Source organism: Kribbella sp. NPDC050281, assembly GCF_040655855.1.
Lineage (GTDB): Bacteria > Actinomycetota > Actinomycetes > Propionibacteriales > Kribbellaceae > Kribbella.
In genome coordinates, this window is the sequence record NZ_JBFAKS010000005.1 from 101,770 (window position 1) to 119,699 (window position 17,930).

Sequence of the window (17,930 nt, forward strand, 5' to 3'; positions counted from 1 at the left end):
TGGGAAGAACCTGTGGCTGTCACCGTTGTCCCCGACGCGCCGCCGGAACGCCGCAGCGGCTCGGCGCGCCGTACCTCGATGAATGGCAGAGGTCCGCGACTGGGCCGTAACCGGCTCTGGGTGTGGCTGTTCCTCACCCCGACCATCGTCCTGTACGGCGTCTACACCGTCTATCCGGTCGTCGCGAGCTACTGGTACTCGTTCGTCGAGTGGAACGGCTTCGATGCCGCGAAGACCTGGGTGGGACTGGCGAACTACCGCGCGGTGGTCGCCGACCCGCTGTTCTGGAACTCGTTCAAGATCACCGTGCTGTTCATGGTGGCGGTGGTGCCGGTCAAGGTTCTGCTGACGTTGTTGCTGGCGTTGGTGCTCAACTCGCCGAAGCTGCCGCTGCGGACGTTGTTCCGGACGGCGTTCTTCCTGCCGGTGGTGACCACGACTGCGATCGTCGGCGTGGTGATGCAGTTTGTCTTCGACCCGGCGTCCGGTCCGGTGAACGTCGTACTGCGCAAGCTCGGCGTCGTTGCTGACGGCATCAACTTCCTGGGCGACCCGAAGGCGGCGTTGTGGACGGTGGTCGGGGTCTACATCTGGAAGTGGTTCGGCGTCACACTGATCTACTGGCTCGCGGCGCTGCAGACGGTGCCCGACGAGGTCTATGAGGCCGCCGCCATCGACGGCGCCGGACCGTGGGGTCTGCTCCGGTACGTAACCCTGCCCCTGCTGAAGCCGTTCGCGGTGATCATCACGTTGCTGACGCTGGAGAGCACCCTGAAGATCTTCGACCTGATGCTCACGATGACCAACGGCGGCCCGTTCTACGCCACCGAGGTGGTGGAGATCTACATCTACCGCTGGGCGTTCGCGGCCACCGTTCCCCAGTTGGGCTTCGCCTCGGCCGCTGCCGTGGTGTTCGGGTTGTTCGTCGGGCTGATCGGCGTACTGCAACTGGTCGGGATCCGGGCTGCCAGGAAAGCGAGGAGTGAGCGATGACGGACGTCCTTGCCGGCCGCGGGCGCGGCAACCGGTGGAGTTCCGGCCGGATCCTGCGCAGGCTGCCCTGGTGGGGAGCGGCCGTCGTGATCGGGATCGGCGGCCTGCTCTGGATCTACCCGTTCCTGTGGATGCTCGGTGCGTCGCTGAAGGACCCGCTCGAGGTGTTCACCTCCGGCCTGTCCCTGCTGCCGAAGCACGCCGAGTGGGGCAACTACGGCCGCGCGTGGGGTGACGCCGGGTTCGGCAGGTACCTGGTCAACACCGTCGTCGTCACGGTGACGACCGTGGTGCTGGTCGTCCTGCGGTGTGCGATGGCGGGGTACGTCCTGGCCAGGCACCAGTTCTTCGGCCGGAAGATCGTGATGGGCATCCTGATCGCCACACTGTTCGTGCCGACCGGATACACGATCATCCCGGTGGTCGAGGTCTCCCAGCGACTCGGGCTGCTCAACTCCCTGACCGGGATGGTGCTGGCCCTGTCCGGCGGGGCCCACGTGGCGTCGGTGCTGCTGTACCTCGGCTACTTCCGGCAGTTGCCGCGCGAGCTCGAGGAGTCCGCCGTCATCGACGGTGCCGGGTTCCTCAGCATCTTCGGGCGGATCATGCTGCCGCTGGCCAATCCGGTCACCGCCACCGTCACGCTGCTCACGTTCCTGGGCACCTGGAACGCGTTCTTCCTGCCGCTGGTGTTCACGTTCTCGCGGCCGGATCTGCGGACCCTGAGCGTCGGCATGCTCGCGTTCGTCGGCGAGAATTCGACCGACTGGTCCGGCATGGCCGCGGCCGCATCCATCTCGCTGCTGCCGGTGGTCGTGCTGTTCGTCGTACTCCAACGCTACTTCGTCGAGGGAATCGCAGGAGCCATCAAGTCATGACCCTTCCCAGTACCCGAACCGACCGGCCGAACATCCTGCTGATCTGCACGGACCAGCAGCGCTACGACACGATCGGGGCCTACGGCAACGAGCATGTACGGACCCCGAACCTGGACCGGCTGGCCGGCGACGGCGTCCTGTTCGAGAACTGCTACGTCCAGAACCCGGTCTGCTCGCCGTCGCGCGCATCGCTGATGACCTCGAGGTATCCGCACGCACACGGTCTGTGGGCCAACGGCGTCCAGCTGCCCGATCACGAGCAGTTCTTCACCAAGGCGCTCGCGGACGACGGCTATGACTGTGGACTCGTCGGCAAGCTGCACCTGTCGGCCTGCAAGGGTGGCCGGCTGGAGCCGCGGCACGACGACGGGTTCCGCGTCTTCCGGTGGGCGCACGATCCGTACCCGGGCTCGTCGGAGAACCAATACCACCGCTGGGTGAAAACGGCCTTCCCGGAGCTGTACGCCGAAGCGCAGACACCCGGCAGATCCGGGTTCGACAACCTGCCGACCGAGGCGCACTACAGCCGGTGGATCGGCAACGAGACGATCGACTTCCTCCAGTCGTCGCGGGATCGGTCGAGGCCGTTCTGCTTCGTCGCCAACTTCTTCGACCCGCACCACGGTTTCGGCGCACCGAAGGAGTACCTCGAGCGATACCAGCCGGACGAGCTGCCGCGACCGGTGACGCGAGACGGTGAGCTGGACGGGAAGCCGCCGATCCTGACCGAGGCGTCGAAGGAGTCGTACGGCGGTCACGCGCGCGGCTACCTCTCGTACAGCGCGGACGAGCTGCAGCAGGTCAAAGCGGCGTACTGGGCGATGGTCAGCCTGGTGGACGACGAGGTCGGCCGGATCCTGGCGGCGCTCGAGGCGGAAGGCCTCGCGGACGACACCATCGTCGTGTTCACCAGTGACCACGGCGAGATGCTCGGCGATCACCAGCTGATGCTCAAGGGCCCGATGATGTACGACTGCGCCGTACGCGTCCCCCTGATCGTGCGGTGGCCGGGGCAACTGCCGGCGGGGGAGCGGCGATCCGAGCTGGTGCAGTGGATCGACCTGGCGCCGACGTTCCTGGAAGCAGCCGGTGCTTCGCCGCTATCCCGCGGTCAGGGCACGAGCCTGCTGCCGCTGGCTCGTGGAGAGCAGGACGCGGTCACCCGTGGCTGGGCACTCTGCGAGTACCGCAACAGCGGCCACCCGTACGACCCCGCCGTACACACGACCATGCTGCGCACCGGCCAATGGAAGATCGTCGTTTACCACGGCCTGCCCGCCACAGACCGCGACCGAACCGGCGAGCTCTACGATCTGGCGGCCGACCCTCAAGAACTGACCAACCTCTGGGACAACCCCGACCACGCATCCGAGCGTCTGCGACTACAGGAGATGCTCATCGACGTACTGGTAGCCACCGAAGACCGCAGCCAGCCCCGCTTGGACCACTTCTGACCCGGATTGGCCGCGGGTTGACTGGAGCGGGAGGCTGGGGGCATCTACGATGCGGATGAGGCAACCATATTTTAGGGAGAGGGTGAACTCGTGGCACGAGCGATCGGCCGGGAAGCCGGACCAGGGACGCAGAGTGTCGAGCGCGCGCTCTCATTGCTGTCGGAGTTCACCGAGGCGCACCCCCAACGGCGCGTCTCCGAGCTGGTCGAGGCGACCGGGCTGGGGCAGTCCACGGTCTCCCGGCTGGTCGGCGCGCTGGTGGCGCTGGGCTTCCTGGCCTACGACCAGCGCAGCGGGCTGTACGGCATCGGGCCGCGGGTGATCACGCTGGCCGGCATCGGGCTGAACGAGATGCCGGTGCACCAGCAGTCCCGCCAGGTCGCGCAGAACCTGGCCGCCGATCTCGGCCTGGGTGCGAATGTGGCCGAGCGTCGTGGTTCCGAGCTGTTCTACCTCTGCCACTTCGAGGGCCGTGCGGCCGGACGTTCGTCGACCCTGGTCGGCCGGGGCGGTCCGCTCCACTCGACCGCGATGGGCAAGGCGCTGATCAGTGAGATGCCGCGGCCGGAGTGGGAGGAGCTCGTCGGCGAGAATCTGGCCCGCTATACCCCGCACACGGTGACCGACCACGACGAGCTGGAGCGAATCCTCCGCGAGGTTCGGGAGCGCGGCTACGCGACCGAGCTGGAGGAGCTCGCTTTCGGTCGGGCCTGCCTGGCCGCGCCGATCCGGGATCGGACCGGTGCGATCGTCGCGGCCCTGTCGGTCTCCGGCCCGCTGTCGGCGATGGACCTGCCGGCGCGCGAGGAATCACTGGCCACGCAGGTCATCGAGCAGGCGGACCAGATCTCGTCGGGGCTTGGCTATCACGCGTCGGCCGCGGTGAGCTGACCCGGCGGACGACCCACACGGCAACAGCCGCGGCCGTTGCCGGTGCGAGCACCAGTGCGCCAGGTACGACGTACCAGGCACCGGCAATCAGTACGACGAGTGCGGCGCCTCCCGCCAGCGGTAGGCCGGGCCTACGCCAGGTGAGGTGCATCGTGAGTAGCCACACCTCCTTCACCGGGCGCTGACCGGCCGAGACGGCAACAGCGGGCAGCAGCCAGATCGTCACCAGGTAGCCGAGTACGACGACTGAAACCGGGACAGCCCAGACTGTCTGCCGGGCCGCCACCAGATAGAACGCCAGGACAAAGACAGTGGCCAAGGGCAACCCGAGCAGCAGTTGACCGCGGCCCAGCCACTGTCGCCAAGCCGACCAGAAGCGCGACCAGGGACGTATCTCGTCGTCGTCCAGATAGGCCACCGCGACCTGATGGGCCGCGAGCGTGGCCGGAGCCACTCCGGCGATCACCAACCCGGCGGCCACACCCAGCAGCCACAGCAGGGTCAGCAACGCCAACCGCAGCGGCCAATCGAGCAGGCGGTACAGCGGCCCGGCACGGCCAGTCAGCTCCACCTCAGGCATGTCGCTACTCCTCTGAGGCCAAGCGGGCGCGTAGATCGGCGCGCCCGACCGCAGCGGGCGAGACGACTGACAGACCACCATCGACCGGCAGCACGACACCAGTGATGGCACTGGCCCGCGGACCGGCCAGAAACACGACCGCGTCCGCAACCTCTGACGGGAGGATCGTGCGACCGATCAGGTAGCCGGCCGCAGCATCGGGAAGATTGGCACCACCAACCATTCCAGGCGCGACGGCATTCACTCGGACACCCCGGATGCCGTAGTCGACGGCCAGTTGCCGGACCAGAGCGTCCACACCGCCCTTGGCCGCTGTGTACGCCGCTGCCCACGGAGCCGCGACCAGGGTGTTGACCGAGGAGACCGCCACGATGCCGGCCGAGTCGCTCTCGAACAAGTAGGGCAAGGCCGCGCGCACCGGGAAGAAGAACGTGTCCAGCGTGTTCGACAGTGCGTCGACCCACTGCGCGTCTGAGGTCCGGTGCGCTGGCAGGAGCGGCATCCGCCCCGCGGCGGCGACCAGTACGTCGAGGCCGCCGAACTCCGCCGCGACCTGGTCGACCACCGCGGTCGCGGTGTCCGGATCCGAGCAGTCCGCGGCCAGGTGAAGCTCGAGGCCCTCGACCTTCTCGTCCTCCAGGGAGGCTCCCGCGACCCGGTAGCCGTCCGCGACCAGTGCGGCGACGATCGCCGTACCGATCGGGGTGGTGGCCCCGATGACCAGGGCACGCCGGGTCGCGGGGTTCATGCGATACACGCCGCGCGGACGGCGTCCTCGTCGACCTCGATCCCCAGGCCCGGGCCGGTCGGTACGGCGAACCCGAGCGGACCGGGCTCGATCGGGGTGGCCAGGACCCGGTTGACCGGGCCGAACAGGGTGGGGTGGAACTCGTAGGCCAGCAGGTTCCCGACCGCGGCAGCAGCGTGGATGCTCGCGGTCAGGATGACCCCGAGTCCGGAGGAATGATGCGGCGCCAACGGTGTGAACCAGGTGTCCGCGACCGCCGCGAGGTCGACCAGTTCGGTGATGCCGGTGCGTCCCGCGTCGGGCTGCAGGATCGAGGCAGCACCGGCCTGCAACCATGGGCGGAACTCCTGCCGGTGTCGCAGGCTCTCGCCGATGGCCACCGGTGTATCGATGCGTCGGGCAACTTCTGCGTGCCCCGCGACGTCTTCGAAGCCGACCGGCGCCTCCAGGAACCAGCCACCCAGCTGATCCAGACCACGCCCCAACCGGATCGCGTCCGCCACGGTGTAGACGCCGTGGATGTCGACAGCGACCAAGAGGTCGTCGTGCACCGACCGCAGTGCGTCCACCGTCGCGAGGTCGGCGCGTACGCCGTACCCGAGCCCGACCTTCACCTGGCGGACGCCCTCGGCCACCCAGTCCCGTGCCTGAGCGACCCGCTCGCTGTCCTTCTTGCCCGGGAGCCCCGACACGTACGTCGGTACGACATCGCGCTGTGCGCCACCGAGCAGCTGGTGCACGGGAAGCCCGCTGATCCGGCCGGCCAGGTCCCACAGGGCGACATCGATCGCGGCGACGGCGTCGCCTTGGTGACCGCCGAGGTGACCGCGCTCCCTCATCAGGGACCGCAGCGAGTTGACCAGCGGGCGGACTCGGGTCGGGTCGGCACCGAGAAGAGCCGGCTTGAGGAGCAGCTCGATGAGCTTGGCCGGCACCTCCGGGGAGACCGGCGCCAGCGCTTCGCCCCAGCCGACCGAGCCGTCGTCGGCGGTCAGCTTGACCAGCAGTGCCTCCCGCGAGGAGGCGTAGATGCTCGGCCACGGTGGCTTGGTGGAGTAGCCGCGCGGCGGCGAGTCAGGCTCGGAGAGGACGAGCGGGAAGACCTCGACCTCGGTGATCGTCGGCATCAGGGAATCCTCGTCAGCGCGGGGGTGGCCGGAAGGCCCAGCCGGTCGAGTATCGCAGTCAGACCGGCCCGGGTGCGGCTGTCCAGGTCGCGAGCCGGAGTACGGACGAACGCGCTCCCGATCAGGCCACGCCGTACCAGCACCTCCTTGTGCACGGCCCAGGCGATCCCCGGCTGCAATCCGAACACGAGCAGCGGAAGCAGCTGCTCGAACCTGGCCCGGGCGTCGTCGTGGCGGCCGGCGTACCAGTCGGTGAAGATCGGCGCGAGCAGATCCGGCACCTCACACGCGGGCATCGTGCCGACCGCTCCGGCGGCCAGTTCATCGAGCAGGAACTGCGCGTTCTGACCGCCCATCACGACGAAGCCGGGCTCGTCGATCCGGTCCACCACCGCGGCCACCTTCGGCGCGGTCGGGGGAGCCTCCACCTTCACCGAGGTGACTCCGGGGAGCCTGCTCAGCTCCGCGATCTGCTGCGGCGACATCGCGACGCCGGTGGCTCCCGGCGCGTCCTGCACCATCACTTCCGGGCCGACGGCACCGACCGCGGCATAGAACTCGGGCAGCTGGGCCGGACTCGGCGCCACCATGAACGGCGGAAGCACCATCACCACCTCGGCTCCAGCCGCGGCTGCCTCTGTCGCCTGCTCGACCGCCGTGACCGTCGAGGTCGCCGCTACTCCCGCCACCAGCGGCACCACACCGTGGACGATCTCCGCCACCGTCGTCGTCACGATCCGGCGCTCGGCCGTGGTGAGGGCGAAGGCCTCACTCGCCATGCCCAGTACGGCGACCGCCCGCACGCCGGCGGCCAGTTGAAACTCCGTCAGCCGGCGCAGCCCCGGCAGATCGAGGCTGCCGTCGGGCTGGAACGGCGTCGCCAGGATCGGCACCAGTCCTTCAACGGTGGGCGGCATGGTTTTCCCCTCGGCGTTCAGCATTCGACATCCGATCCATGCTTGACGAGATCCATCATGTGCGTAAGGCTGCCACATAGTGGATGGAGGCGTCCATCTTTCCAGGTCAGGAGTCGCAGGGTGGGTCAAGAGGCAGGGACGAACCAGAGCGTCGAGCGCGCCGTGGCCGTTCTTCGGGCGTTCGCGCGAACCAGCGCGCTGCGCGTCACCGAGGTCGCCAAGCTGGCCGGCCTGCGTCAGTCGACCGCGTCCCGGCTGCTCAGCACCCTCGAGCAGGCGGACTTCGTCGAGCGCGACACCGATGGTCTCTACCGCCTGGGTGCCGACCTGATCACCCTGGCCGGCGTCGCGGTGAACGGTCACCCCGTCCACCACGCCGCCCGGCAACCGGCCCAGTCCCTCGCGGCGAGCACCGGGCTCGGCGCCAACGTCGCGGTCCGCCGTGGCGACGAGGCGTTCTACCTGTGCAACTTCGAGGGCCGGCTCGCACCGCGTTCGTTCGCCCTGACCGGGCGGCGCAACCCGTTGCACGCCACGGCGCTCGGCAAGTGCCTGTTGATCAGCCTGCCACCCGCCGTACGACGTGAGCTGCTCGGCGAGCTCGAGCGCTACACGCCCCGCACTATCACCGAGCACGACGTACTGGACGCCGCGATCGACGAGGCCGTCTGGCAGGGCTACGCCACCGAGACCGAGGAACTGTCGCTCAGCAGGGCGTGCCTGGCGGCGCCGCTGCGCGACCGCACCGGTCAGGTGGTCGCCGCCCTGTCGTTGTCCGGTCCGTCGAGCGTGGTCGACCTGCCCACTCGCGAGCAGGAGCTGTCCCGCCTGCTGGTGGAGGCAGCCGATGCCATCAACTCCCAGCTGGGTCATCACGGGCCCACCGATCACCAGATTCCGGCGCCTGTGCGCCACGACCAACGGAGCCGATCATGAAGATCCGCCCTGCCCTCACCGTGCTCGTCGGCGCGGTGGCGCTCGCCTTGTCGGGGTGCAACCTCGTCGGCGGCAGCCCGGACGCCGGCAACGCCGCCGGCAAGGTCACCGTGACCGTTGCCCTGGTCCCCGATCCACCGGGAGCCAGTGAGTTCTACCGCCAGCAGTTCGACGAGTTCGAGAAGGCCAATCCCGGGATCGCGGTGAAGGTGCTGGAGAACCCGTCCGACCAGCAGCTGAACGCGGTCGAGCTGATGTTCCAGCAGGGCAACGCGCCCGACGTATTCCGGGCCCAGGACGACGGCATGGACCGGATGGCCGCCCGCGGCTGGGTCGCCCCGCTGGACGAGTTCGTCACCCCGGACTTCCTCAAGCGCTTCCCGGCCGGAAGCATGGACCCGGCCACCTCGGGCCTGCACCGCGACGGCAAGCTGATGAGCCTGCCGCTGGTCTGGGGGCAGTGGTCGACCCTGCGGGTGTTCATCTACAACGAGGACCTGCTGAAGAAGTCCGGTTTCGACGGACCGCCGAAGACCTGGTCCGACTTGGAGAAGATGGCCACCAAGGTCACCACCGACGGCAAGGGCAAGTACTTCGGTTATGCCCCCACCGCCGCGAAGGCGGTCGGCGTCGAGATGCTGGCCGGCACCGCGGTGCCGTACTCGGTGCCCGCGACCGGGATCGACTTCCGCACCGGCAAGCCCGCCACCTCCAGCCCCGGGCTGGTCGAAGCGGTCGAGCTGAATCGCCGGATGCAGGCGAACAAGGTGATGATGCCCGGCTGGGAGAGCTGGGACGGCAGCCGCGCCTTCAAGGAGTTCGCGGCCGGCCGACTCGCCATGTATCCGTCGGCGCCGTGGCACGTGGCCGAGATCCGCAAGCTGTCGCCGGAGATCAAGATGGGTGTCACCGGGATCCCGGTGCCGGACGCCGGCCGGGGCGCCTACCAGCCGATCTCGCAGTCCTTCAGCCCGCTGTGGTCGATGTCGTCGAAGTCCGAGCACAAGGCCGAGGCCTGGAAGGTGATGGACTTCCTCTCGTCGGAGTCCTTCCACAAGGCGTACTACGAGAAGTTCGGCACACTGACCGCGCTGGAGAGTGCGTGGAAGTCCGAGGCGGAGAAGAACCCCGACCAGGCCGCGATCCTGAAGGTCGCCGCCGATGGGATGCGCCGGGTGCCGAGCCCGAAGCTGGCCACTCCTGGCGGCACCGCGGTGCTCGCCGCGCTGGCGGCCAAGCCGGACCTGAAGCACACCGACGCGGCGTTCAGTTCGATCATCAAGAACCAGCCGTTCGCACCGGCCGCCGCGAAGCTGGACCAGAACCTGCAGGCCTTCCTGGACCAGACGACCGCGAGCCTGAAGGCCAAGGGCCAGCAGGGCTCGGCCAAGGATCTGACCTTCGCGACCTGGGATCCCTTGAAGGACTACACGCCGGGAGGCTGACGCGATGACGACGACCGAGACCGTCGAGCGAAAGCTCGACCAGGCCCCGGTCCGGCGCGGGCGCACCGGGCGCCCGCGCCGCGGGCCGGGCCGGTTCCGCAAGCACCTGTGGAGCTACCTGTTCCTGGTGCCGACGGCGCTGCTGTTCGGCGGCTTCACGATCTGGCCGCTGATCGCCAGTTGGGTGTACGCGTTCTTCGACTGGGACGGCGTCGGTACGCCGACCGCGTGGGTCGGGCTCTCGAACTTCTCCGAGGTGCTGGGCTCGGCCGCGTTCTGGCGGGCGTTCTGGCACTCGCTGCTGTTCTCGATGGCCGCGATCTTCGTCGAGATGCCGCTGGCGCTGGTGATGGCGATCCTGCTGAACAACACCTGGCTGCGATTCCGCAACGTCTACCGGTTGGTGCTGTTCCTGCCCGTGGTCGCGACCACCGCGGTGATCGGGATCGTGATCGCGATCCTGCTCGACCCGGCCGGCGGCCTGGTGAACCAGGTGCTGCTGGACACCGGCCTGATCGACCAGCCGGTGAACTTCCTCGGATCCACGTCGACCGCGCTGCCGACGCTGATGTCGATCGACGTGTGGAAGGGCTTCGGCATCACCTTGATCTATTGGCTCGCGGCGCTGCAGACGGTGCCGAAAGACCTGCAGGAGGCGGCGGCGATCGACGGCGCCGGCTTCTGGCGGTCGCTGCGGTTCGTCACCCTGCCGGTGGTGACACCGATCGCGATCGTGATCCTGTTGCTGGTGTTCCAGCGCAGCCTGAGCACGTTCGACCTGGTCCGGGCGGTGACCGAGGGCGGGCCGGACTACGCCACTGACGTCGTACCGACCTATATCTACCGGTATGCGTTCGATCCGCAGTTGCAAGCACCCCGGTACGGGTTCGCCTCGGCGGCGGGAGTGACCTTCGGCGTGCTCACCCTGGTCGTGACGTTGCTGCAGACGCCTTTCCTGAAGCGCCGGATGAGTGGGAGTGCGACATGACCGGCCGCTGGCGGCTGATTGCCCGGCGCAACATCTGGCACGTGGTGCTGGTGCCGCTGTGCCTGGTCTGGATCTATCCGTTCGTATGGATGATCTCGGCCGCGTTCAAGACGCCCCGGGAGATGCTCCTCGGCGGGCTGTCGCTGCTGCCCGACGACGCCACGCTGGACAACTTCAAGCGGGCCTGGACGACCGCGAAGTTCGGTACCTACACCGCGAACACGATCACGTACTCGATCGCCGTGGTGATCCTGGTACTGCTGGTCGCGTCGACCGCGGGCTACGCGCTGGCCAGGCCCGGCCTGCCCGGCAAGAAGGTGATGGTCGGCGTACTGATCGCGACGATGTTCATCCCGCACGGCTACACGATCATCCCGACGTTCCTGCTGGTGAACGGGATCGGACTGGGCAACGGCCTGCTCGGGGCAGCGCTGGCGCAGGCCGGGCCCGCCCTCGTCGTACCCGTGCTGCTGTTCATGGGCTTCTTCAGTGGCATCCCCAAGGAGCTGGAGGAGGCGGCGCGGATGGATGGCGCGGGCTACCTGCGCACGTACTGGAAGGTGATGCTGCCGCTGGCGAAGCCGGTGGTCGGGACGGTCGCCCTGATGAACTTCATCGGCGCATGGAACGCCTTCTTCATCCCACTGGTCTTCACCCTCGGCAACCCGGAACTACGCACGCTCGGCGTCGGCATGTACGGCTTCTACGGCCAGGACACGACCGACTGGACCGGTCTGGCCGCGGCCGCCTGTATCGGTGTGCTGCCGATCGTGGTGGTGTTCCTGTTCCTGCAGCGCACCTTCGTCGAAGGCATCGCCGGTGCGGTCAAGAGCTGACCGGATCTCGTCGGCGGCGTACGTGCAAGGCGAGTCGCCCCGGCTGGATCCGCGCACGGGCGAGCTGATCTGGGTGGACATCTTGGCCGGCCGGGTTCATCGGGGACACCTGGAGGGCGGTTCGCTCACCGTGGTGCGGGACTACGAGATCGGCTCGCGCGTCGGCGTCGCCGTACCAGTGGAAGAGGACCACGGCGGGTGGGCGCTCGCGGTGCAGGACGGGTTCGCGCATCTCGGTGAGGATGGCACTGTCACGCCTCTGGTCAGCGGGCTGACGTCCGGTCAGGACCAGATGAACGACGGGTGCTGCCACCCGGACGGTAGCTTCTGGGCCGGCTCGCAGGCGATTCCCCGCGATCCGCATGCCGCCCTCTTCCGGCTCGACCCCGACGGCTCGGTCAGTACGGCGCTGTCCGGGCTGACGGTTGCCAACGGCATCGACTTCACCCCGGACGGCGAGACCGTGTACTTCGTGGACACACTGCCGCATCGGAGGTTGGAGGCGATCGCCGTCCACGGTGCCAGGCTCGGCGAACGGCGTACGGTCGTCGAGGTGACCGGCGGCAACCCGGACGGGCTGGCGCTGGATGACGACGGATGCGTCTGGGTGGCGGTGTGGGACGCGAGCGAGGTACGTCGATACGCCCCGACCGGTGAGCTCCTGGCGACGGTCGAGTTGCCGGTGCCGCGACCGACCGCCGTCTGCTTCCAGGGCAGCACTCTGGTGATCACCACCGCCTCGCTGGGCCTGGACGATCCGGCGCCGGGCAATGGGTGCCTGTTCGCGGTCGATGCCGGTGTCAAGGGACCGCCGTCGCGTCCCTGGAGAGGTGCTGTGATGGGGTGAGGGTATGAAGATCGAAGAGATCGACCTGGTGGCGTTGCCGGCCGCCGACGACTGGCCGGCCTTGGTGGCAGTGGTCAGGACCGACAACGGTCTGACCGGTCTCGGTGAGGTGGGGATGCGCGGCCGCGAGCGGGCCGCGGCAGGCTTGGTGCAGGACCTGCGCCCGCTGCTCGTCGGGGTCGACGCGACCAGGATCGAGCACATCTGGCAGCTGGGGTTCCGGTCGGTGTTCTTCCCCTCCGACCGCCACCACGCATCGGTGCTGGCCGGGATCGACATCGCGCTGTGGGACATCCGTGGGCAGTCGCTCGGCGTACCGGTGCACGAGCTGCTCGGCGGGCGGTCGCGGGACTACGTTCCGGCGTACGCACACGTGCGTGGCGGGTCGATGGACGACGTACTCAACCATGCCTCCGACCTGGCGGGTCAGGGGTGGAAGCATCTGCGGCTGACGGCGTGGGACCCGCAGGAGCCGGAGTACGACGCGCGTCGCGCGGTGCGCTGGTCGGTCGGGCTGATGCGGGAGCTGCGGGCCGGACTCGGAGACGACGTCGAGTTGCTGATCGACGTACACACCCGGCTCGATCTGGCCGAGGCGGTGCAGCTGTGCCGCGAGCTCGAACCGTTGCGGCCGTTCTTCGTCGAGGACCCGCTGCGCAGCGAGCACCTGTCGGCGTACAAGTCGCTCCGGAGCCGGGTCGGCGTACCGATCGCGGCGGGGGAGCAGCTTTGCACCAAGTGGGAGTTCCGGCAGCTGGTTGAGGACGAGCTGATCGACCACGCCCGGATCGACCTCGGCCACACAGGCCTCACCGAAGGGCGCAAGATCGCGGCGCTCTGCGAGACGCACCACGTGCAGTTGGCGCTGCACAACTCGATCGGCGCGCTCTGTACGGCGGCGTCGACCCAGTTCAACACCGCGCTGCCGAATGTGAGCGTGCAGGAGCAGGCCCACCGCGCCACCGCGCCGCTCGGTGCCTTCACCTCCACGATCGTGGCCGAGCCAGGCCGCTTGACCGCGTCCGACGCACCGGGCCTCGGCATCACCGCGGACCTGTCCCAGGCAAAGCCGCCCGAGACAGCCACCATCCCCCGCCTCCACCGCCCAGACGGCTCCGTCACAAACTGGTGAAACTCGTCCTCACCGGCGCTTCTGGCGGCGTCGGAACTCTGTTGCGCTCCGCCCTGGTCGAGCACGCCATCCGCGTGGTCGACCGGCGTCCAGCTGCCGGCTGGGGCGAGGGCGAGACCCTCCTTGCCGATCTCGGCGACCCGGACGTTGCGGCCGCAGCGGTGGCAGGTGCTGATGCCGTCCTCCACCTGGCCGGCAATCCGCGGCCTGACGCGGCCTGGGATCAGTTGCTGCCGGCAAACATCGCGACGACTGCCGCGGTGCTGGACGCCGCCGCGGCGGCCCATGTCTCGCGGGTCGTCGTGGCCAGCTCGGTGCACGCGCTCGGCGGCTACCTCCAGCGGGCGGTCCGAGAACCGATCGATCCGCAGAGCGCCCCACTGCCGTGCTGCCGGTACGGCGCGAGCAAGGCCTTCGCCGAGGCGGCCGCAGCGGCGACCGCATACGGAAGTTCGACCTCAGTGGTGTGCCTCAGGCTCGGTGGTTGCCGGCCCGTACCGCCGAACGCCGGCTATGCCCGGACCTGGATCGGCACGGACGACTTGCGCTCGCTGGTGCTGGCAGCGCTGACGGCCGATCTGCGGTACGGCGTCTTCGCCGGCATCTCGGCCAATGCGACCAGCCCGTTCGGTCCTGGTACGGCGGCGCGGGACCTCGGGTGGGTCCCGCGCCAGAACTCTGCGACGTACGGCGAGCTGCCGGAGGGCACGTCGGGCGTGCTCTGTCCGCCCGCTTGACCTACACCGGGCGGAACAGGGCGGCGTCGACGCGGTGGAAGCCTGGCGCCTCCACCTGGAGCCGGACGTAGCCGTCGGTGCCGGTGACTTCGACGGCGGCGACTTCGGCGACGACAACTTCGACCGCCTGTACGGCAACGGCAAGTCGTACCTGTTCCTCCGGCATCAGTTGTCCGGCGGCCACTCCAGCCTGGTCCGGCAGAAGCTCTCCGTGGACAACTACCCGGCCGACACCCCGAGCGTCGGCTGACTCCTAGGGCCCTGCGTCGGAGATCACTAGGGCGTGTAGCGGGCGATGAGGGTGTCCATCGCTTCGTCGATGGCGTGGTCGACGCGGTGCCGGGTCGGGTCCTCGTCGTGCCAGGCGACGATCTCGCGGGCTCCTGCTTCGAACGGGATGGTGGCGACGAAGTCCGGGACCACGCGGCGGAGTTTGGTCATGTCGAAGACCGCCGCGTGGGCCTTGTCGCCGAGGAGACCGTCGCCCCACCCGGGGTGTACGGCGGCGATGGCGTCGGAAGGGACGTGGACGATCTGTGCTGTCGTCCCGGCTGCGGCGGCGAGTGCGTGCGCGATCTGGTCCCAGGTCAGGACGTCGTCGGAGGTGATCTGGAAAGCCTCGCCGAGGGTGCGCGGGTGGCCGAGCAGCGGGACGAATCCGCGGGCGAAGTCGCTGTGGTGCGTCAGCGTCCACAGCGAGGTGCCGTCACCGTGGACCACGACGGGTTGGCCGCGGCGCATGCGCTCGACGATGGTCCAGCCGCCGTCGAACGGGACCAGGGTGCGGTCGTACGTGTGTGAGGGCCGCACGATCGTGACCGGGAAGCCTTCGTCGCGGTACAGCGTGGTCAGGAGGTCCTCGCAGGCGATCTTGTTGCGCGAGTACTGCCAGAACGGGTTCCGCAACGGCGTCGACTCGGTGATCGGCAGCCGGGCCGGAGGCGTCTGGTACGCCGAGGCGGAACTGATGAACACGTACTGGCCAACATGTCCGCGCAGCGCATCAGTGCGAGCCTTCACCTGATCCGGCGTGAACGCGACCCAGTCCACCACCACATCGAAGTCCTGACCGGCAACCTCCGCGAACGCCGCTGGATCATTCACGTCAGCCGTGATCTGCCGAACCTCGGGCGGCAGCGGCCGCACCGAGGTCTTCCCACGATTGACCACCGAGAGCTCAAGCCCCGCCCCAACCGCCCGCCACGAACACGCTGAGCTGATGATCCCAGTCCCACCGACAAACAAGACACGCAACGCAGCCATACGAACAACTCCTCAGAACGTGATTTCGATGTGGGTGCCAGTGGGGATGCCGGGATGGCGGAGCCACAGCACGCCATCCTCGGCGTCGTACTGCAGCTCGGTGCCGTCGGCTTGGACGGTGGTGGGCTCGGCGGGGACGCGTAGGGCGGTGGTTACCTGGACGCCGCCTGGGGCCTCGCAGGTGAAGTGGATGGTGGTTTTGTCTTGTTGCCAGTTGATGACTCGGCCGGCGGAGGCGAGGAGGGGCTCATCGTCGTAGGTGAGGTCGCGGAGCCAGGTGAGCTGACCGGGGCCCAGCTCTCGCTGGCGGACGATGCCTAGCTGTGGGTCGAGTAGATCGAGGTACTTGCCCTCGACAACCTGCGAGCCGCCGGCCTCCTCGAGTACGGCGCCGATGAGGTACGGACCGCGCTGCACGGACAGCCAGTTCGTGGACTTCCAGGGGTGGCCGCCCGCTTCGGCCAGCTCTCGGATCGCCGCGACCAGGTCGGCGGCGCGTTCCGGTGACTCGGTGAAGTCGGCCGGCCTGGTCGGAAGGAACCGTACCGAGCCCTGACCGATCGGCTGCACGCCGTCGCCGTTGCGGTCCGCGCCGAGCGCCTCGGCCAGGTGGTCGGCGCAGGTGTCGTAGCGGCCGGTCCACCAGGAGCGGATCTCGTGGTACGGATCGGCGCCGTCGCCGACGTACAGCAGGCTGCCGCCGCGGCTGACCCATCCGGCCAGCGCGTAATGGATGCCGGGGGCAAGCGGCTTCTGGAATTCGTAGCTGAGGACGAGTACGTCGACGTCGTCCAGTGCATCAGGAGTGTCGATCACGTTCTCCAGCTGGACCGGGCTGACCCGCTGCCCGTCGTACAGCGGTGGCAGCGCCAGGCCGTAGAAGTCGGAGAAGTGCAGCTGCTCGCGGCCTTCGAGTGCCAGGGCGTCCTGCAGGCCGTCGTAGTGTCCGCTCTCACCGCCGGGCGCCCAGCGCTGGAACATGGCGGTGTCCGAGAGCGCGATCCCGATCCGCGGTCCTTCGCCTGCCCAGCGCACCTCAGGCTGGTCCAGGTCGCGCAGGCTGTTCATGGCGATCAGGTAGCTGGTGGCAGTGTCCGGCGGAATCGGCTGCCGCTCGGTGGATCCCTCGCGCAGATACGGGCGGTTGAAGATCCGGTTGGGCCACGGCGCCACCTCGTACCGCGAGACGCCCGGGTGCAGCAGCGACGCGACGAGGGTGCGCTGGTAGTTGGCCAGGTAGTCCTCCCAGGTGCGGTCCGGGTGGTCCTCGATCGGATCGTGCAGGAACCACATCCGCCGGTCGGTGCCGCGGGTGAGGTCCTGCGCGATGCCGTACTCCAGGTACGCCGTCTCGAAGGTGCGCTCGGCGACTTTCCCGGCGTACACGTTGGGGGTGCGCGAGGTCCCGGTCCACACCTGGGCGATCGCGCCGTCGATCGAGGGCAGCGTCCGCAGCCGTGATTCGGGGCTGATGATCTGCCACTGGGTGTAGTTCAGGAGGCTGTGCGTCGGGACGTAGAAGCGCACCTGGCGACCCTGCTGGAGGGCTTCGTCGCGCAGTACGGACGTCACCCGGTCGAGGCTGCGGGAGAGCAGGTGCTGCTTGAGCTGCCCGGCGCGGAAGTGCGCTTCGGCGGTGCTGTGCGGAGCCTGCCAAGGCTCACCGAAGTACGCCTGCCACTCCCGCTTGAAGGACTCCGAATAGCCGGCGCGGGCCCAGAACTCCGGCTCTTCGAGATGGATGCCTTCGACACCGAGCTCGATGATCGGGCGGAGTTTCTGCACCAGGTACTCGGTGAAGCCGAACGTCGGGACCATGTACGGGATGTCGGTGCTCTGACCGTGCAGGATCGGCGACCCATCGCCCGCGGCCTGCGCGTCGGCCCAATGGTCGGAGCCGTCCCACCGCCCATCCAGATAGTCCTGATAGTTGCCCCAGGAGATACCGGTCATCAGATGCACGCGATACCCGGCCTCGCGCCACCGCGCAATGCGCTCCGGCGTGCTGTCGTTGAGCCCGTAGACCATGACGAAATCGGTCCGCAGGTCAATCGATTCGTCATACGCCGCCTGCTCCTGAAACCCAGTCGCCTCGCGGTCCTTGCTGTCCGTCATGCGCCCTTCCCGTTCCTCGACTGCCCTCAACCCTGGACCGACC

18 protein-coding genes are annotated in these 17,930 nt (G+C 68.5%); 12 read left to right on the forward strand and 6 right to left on the reverse strand.

All coding sequences use genetic code 11. From position 1 onward, the window contains the following. Nucleotides 1-12 precede the first annotated feature (12 nt). From AB0I34_RS07655 to AB0I34_RS07670, 4 genes are all read left to right on the forward strand, one after another. Nucleotides 13-993 carry a sugar ABC transporter permease gene (locus tag AB0I34_RS07655; protein WP_360441109.1) on the forward strand — a complete coding sequence of 327 codons (981 nt, stop codon included), beginning with the start codon at nucleotides 13-15 and terminating at the stop codon, nucleotides 991-993. Beyond that, nucleotides 990-1,871, forward strand: coding sequence for a carbohydrate ABC transporter permease (locus AB0I34_RS07660; RefSeq protein ID WP_360441112.1), 882 nt, complete (start codon nucleotides 990-992; stop codon nucleotides 1,869-1,871). The genes AB0I34_RS07655 and AB0I34_RS07660 overlap by 4 nt, the downstream gene beginning before the upstream one ends. Further along, nucleotides 1,868-3,325: a sulfatase-like hydrolase/transferase gene (locus AB0I34_RS07665; RefSeq protein WP_360441115.1), complete on the forward strand. Its 1,458-nt coding sequence runs from the start codon at nucleotides 1,868-1,870 to the stop codon at nucleotides 3,323-3,325. The genes AB0I34_RS07660 and AB0I34_RS07665 overlap by 4 nt, the downstream gene beginning before the upstream one ends. Before the next feature lie 90 nt (nucleotides 3,326-3,415). Then, on the forward strand, nucleotides 3,416-4,216 hold the full coding sequence (locus tag AB0I34_RS07670; protein ID WP_360441118.1) for an IclR family transcriptional regulator: 801 nt from the start codon (nucleotides 3,416-3,418) through the stop codon (nucleotides 4,214-4,216). Here the strand turns inward: AB0I34_RS07670 and AB0I34_RS07675 are convergent. Genes AB0I34_RS07675 through AB0I34_RS07690 form a run of 4 tightly spaced genes read right to left on the reverse strand, consistent with a single transcriptional unit; the run spans nucleotide 4,152 to nucleotide 7,588 of the window. Next, nucleotides 4,152-4,796: a YesL family protein gene (locus AB0I34_RS07675; RefSeq protein ID WP_360441120.1), complete on the reverse strand. Its 645-nt coding sequence runs from the start codon at nucleotides 4,794-4,796 to the stop codon at nucleotides 4,152-4,154. The genes AB0I34_RS07670 and AB0I34_RS07675 overlap by 65 nt on opposite strands. 4 nt (nucleotides 4,797-4,800) lie before the next feature. Further along, a complete protein-coding gene (locus AB0I34_RS07680) occupies nucleotides 4,801-5,544 on the reverse strand; it encodes an SDR family oxidoreductase (RefSeq protein WP_360441122.1) in 744 nt (247 codons plus the stop codon). Continuing rightward, nucleotides 5,541-6,671, reverse strand: coding sequence for a mandelate racemase/muconate lactonizing enzyme family protein (locus AB0I34_RS07685; RefSeq protein ID WP_360441125.1), 1,131 nt, complete (start codon nucleotides 6,669-6,671; stop codon nucleotides 5,541-5,543). Before AB0I34_RS07685 ends, AB0I34_RS07680 begins: the two co-directional genes overlap by 4 nt. Next, entirely contained in the window at nucleotides 6,671-7,588 is a 918-nt protein-coding gene (locus AB0I34_RS07690) for a dihydrodipicolinate synthase family protein (RefSeq protein WP_360441128.1), read from the reverse strand. Before AB0I34_RS07690 ends, AB0I34_RS07685 begins: the two co-directional genes overlap by 1 nt. A gap of 120 nt (nucleotides 7,589-7,708) precedes the next feature. Here AB0I34_RS07690 and AB0I34_RS07695 point away from each other — a divergent pair, with 120 nt between their 5' ends. From AB0I34_RS07695 to AB0I34_RS07730, 8 genes are read left to right on the forward strand one after another with little or no spacing between them, the layout of a single operon-like run. Continuing rightward, on the forward strand, nucleotides 7,709-8,524 hold the full coding sequence (locus tag AB0I34_RS07695; RefSeq protein ID WP_360441131.1) for an IclR family transcriptional regulator: 816 nt from the start codon (nucleotides 7,709-7,711) through the stop codon (nucleotides 8,522-8,524). Further along, complete coding sequence (locus tag AB0I34_RS07700; RefSeq protein WP_360441134.1) at nucleotides 8,521-9,969, forward strand: sugar ABC transporter substrate-binding protein; 1,449 nt, start codon at nucleotides 8,521-8,523, stop codon at nucleotides 9,967-9,969. The genes AB0I34_RS07695 and AB0I34_RS07700 overlap by 4 nt, the downstream gene beginning before the upstream one ends. A 4-nt stretch (nucleotides 9,970-9,973) precedes the next feature. After that, nucleotides 9,974-10,957 (forward strand): sugar ABC transporter permease, encoded by a 984-nt coding sequence (locus AB0I34_RS07705; RefSeq protein ID WP_360441137.1) that lies wholly within the window; start codon nucleotides 9,974-9,976, stop codon nucleotides 10,955-10,957. After that, nucleotides 10,954-11,793 carry a carbohydrate ABC transporter permease gene (locus AB0I34_RS07710; RefSeq protein WP_360441140.1) on the forward strand — a complete coding sequence of 280 codons (840 nt, stop codon included), beginning with the start codon at nucleotides 10,954-10,956 and terminating at the stop codon, nucleotides 11,791-11,793. Before AB0I34_RS07705 ends, AB0I34_RS07710 begins: the two co-directional genes overlap by 4 nt. Continuing rightward, entirely contained in the window at nucleotides 11,777-12,640 is an 864-nt protein-coding gene (locus AB0I34_RS07715) for an SMP-30/gluconolactonase/LRE family protein (protein ID WP_360441143.1), read from the forward strand. Before AB0I34_RS07710 ends, AB0I34_RS07715 begins: the two co-directional genes overlap by 17 nt. A gap of 4 nt (nucleotides 12,641-12,644) precedes the next feature. Next, on the forward strand, nucleotides 12,645-13,772 hold the full coding sequence (locus AB0I34_RS07720) for a mandelate racemase/muconate lactonizing enzyme family protein (protein WP_360441146.1): 1,128 nt from the start codon (nucleotides 12,645-12,647) through the stop codon (nucleotides 13,770-13,772). Next, nucleotides 13,769-14,509: an NAD-dependent epimerase/dehydratase family protein gene (locus AB0I34_RS07725; protein WP_360441149.1), complete on the forward strand. Its 741-nt coding sequence runs from the start codon at nucleotides 13,769-13,771 to the stop codon at nucleotides 14,507-14,509. The genes AB0I34_RS07720 and AB0I34_RS07725 overlap by 4 nt, the downstream gene beginning before the upstream one ends. A 34-nt stretch (nucleotides 14,510-14,543) precedes the next feature. After that, a complete protein-coding gene (locus AB0I34_RS07730; protein WP_360441152.1) occupies nucleotides 14,544-14,759 on the forward strand; it encodes a hypothetical protein in 216 nt (71 codons plus the stop codon). A gap of 26 nt (nucleotides 14,760-14,785) precedes the next feature. Here the strand turns inward: AB0I34_RS07730 and AB0I34_RS07735 are convergent, their stop codons facing one another. After that, nucleotides 14,786-15,772 carry an NAD-dependent epimerase/dehydratase family protein gene (locus tag AB0I34_RS07735; protein WP_360441155.1) on the reverse strand — a complete coding sequence of 329 codons (987 nt, stop codon included), beginning with the start codon at nucleotides 15,770-15,772 and terminating at the stop codon, nucleotides 14,786-14,788. Between the two features lie 12 nt (nucleotides 15,773-15,784). Further along, nucleotides 15,785-17,887, reverse strand: coding sequence for a hypothetical protein (locus AB0I34_RS07740; protein WP_360441158.1), 2,103 nt, complete (start codon nucleotides 17,885-17,887; stop codon nucleotides 15,785-15,787). Between the last annotated feature and the right edge of the window lie 43 nt (nucleotides 17,888-17,930).

Excerpts from the sequence above, each read along its gene's own strand:
- AB0I34_RS07680 (WP_360441122.1), bottom strand. The coding sequence starts at position 5,544 with ATGAACCCCGCGACCCGGCGTGCCCTGGTCATCGGGGCCACCACCCCG.
- AB0I34_RS07700 (WP_360441134.1), top strand. The coding sequence starts at position 8,521 with ATGAAGATCCGCCCTGCCCTCACCGTGCTCGTCGGCGCGGTGGCGCTC.
- AB0I34_RS07735 (WP_360441155.1), bottom strand. The coding sequence starts at position 15,772 with ATGGCTGCGTTGCGTGTCTTGTTTGTCGGTGGGACTGGGATCATCAGC.
- AB0I34_RS07710 (WP_360441140.1), top strand. The coding sequence starts at position 10,954 with ATGACCGGCCGCTGGCGGCTGATTGCCCGGCGCAACATCTGGCACGTG.
- AB0I34_RS07665 (WP_360441115.1), top strand. The coding sequence starts at position 1,868 with ATGACCCTTCCCAGTACCCGAACCGACCGGCCGAACATCCTGCTGATC.
- AB0I34_RS07685 (WP_360441125.1), bottom strand. The coding sequence starts at position 6,671 with ATGCCGACGATCACCGAGGTCGAGGTCTTCCCGCTCGTCCTCTCCGAG.
- AB0I34_RS07740 (WP_360441158.1), bottom strand. The coding sequence starts at position 17,887 with ATGACGGACAGCAAGGACCGCGAGGCGACTGGGTTTCAGGAGCAGGCG.
- AB0I34_RS07660 (WP_360441112.1), top strand. The coding sequence starts at position 990 with ATGACGGACGTCCTTGCCGGCCGCGGGCGCGGCAACCGGTGGAGTTCC.
- AB0I34_RS07675 (WP_360441120.1), bottom strand. The coding sequence starts at position 4,796 with ATGCCTGAGGTGGAGCTGACTGGCCGTGCCGGGCCGCTGTACCGCCTG.
- AB0I34_RS07705 (WP_360441137.1), top strand. The coding sequence starts at position 9,974 with ATGACGACGACCGAGACCGTCGAGCGAAAGCTCGACCAGGCCCCGGTC.
- AB0I34_RS07690 (WP_360441128.1), bottom strand. The coding sequence starts at position 7,588 with ATGCCGCCCACCGTTGAAGGACTGGTGCCGATCCTGGCGACGCCGTTC.
- AB0I34_RS07720 (WP_360441146.1), top strand. The coding sequence starts at position 12,645 with ATGAAGATCGAAGAGATCGACCTGGTGGCGTTGCCGGCCGCCGACGAC.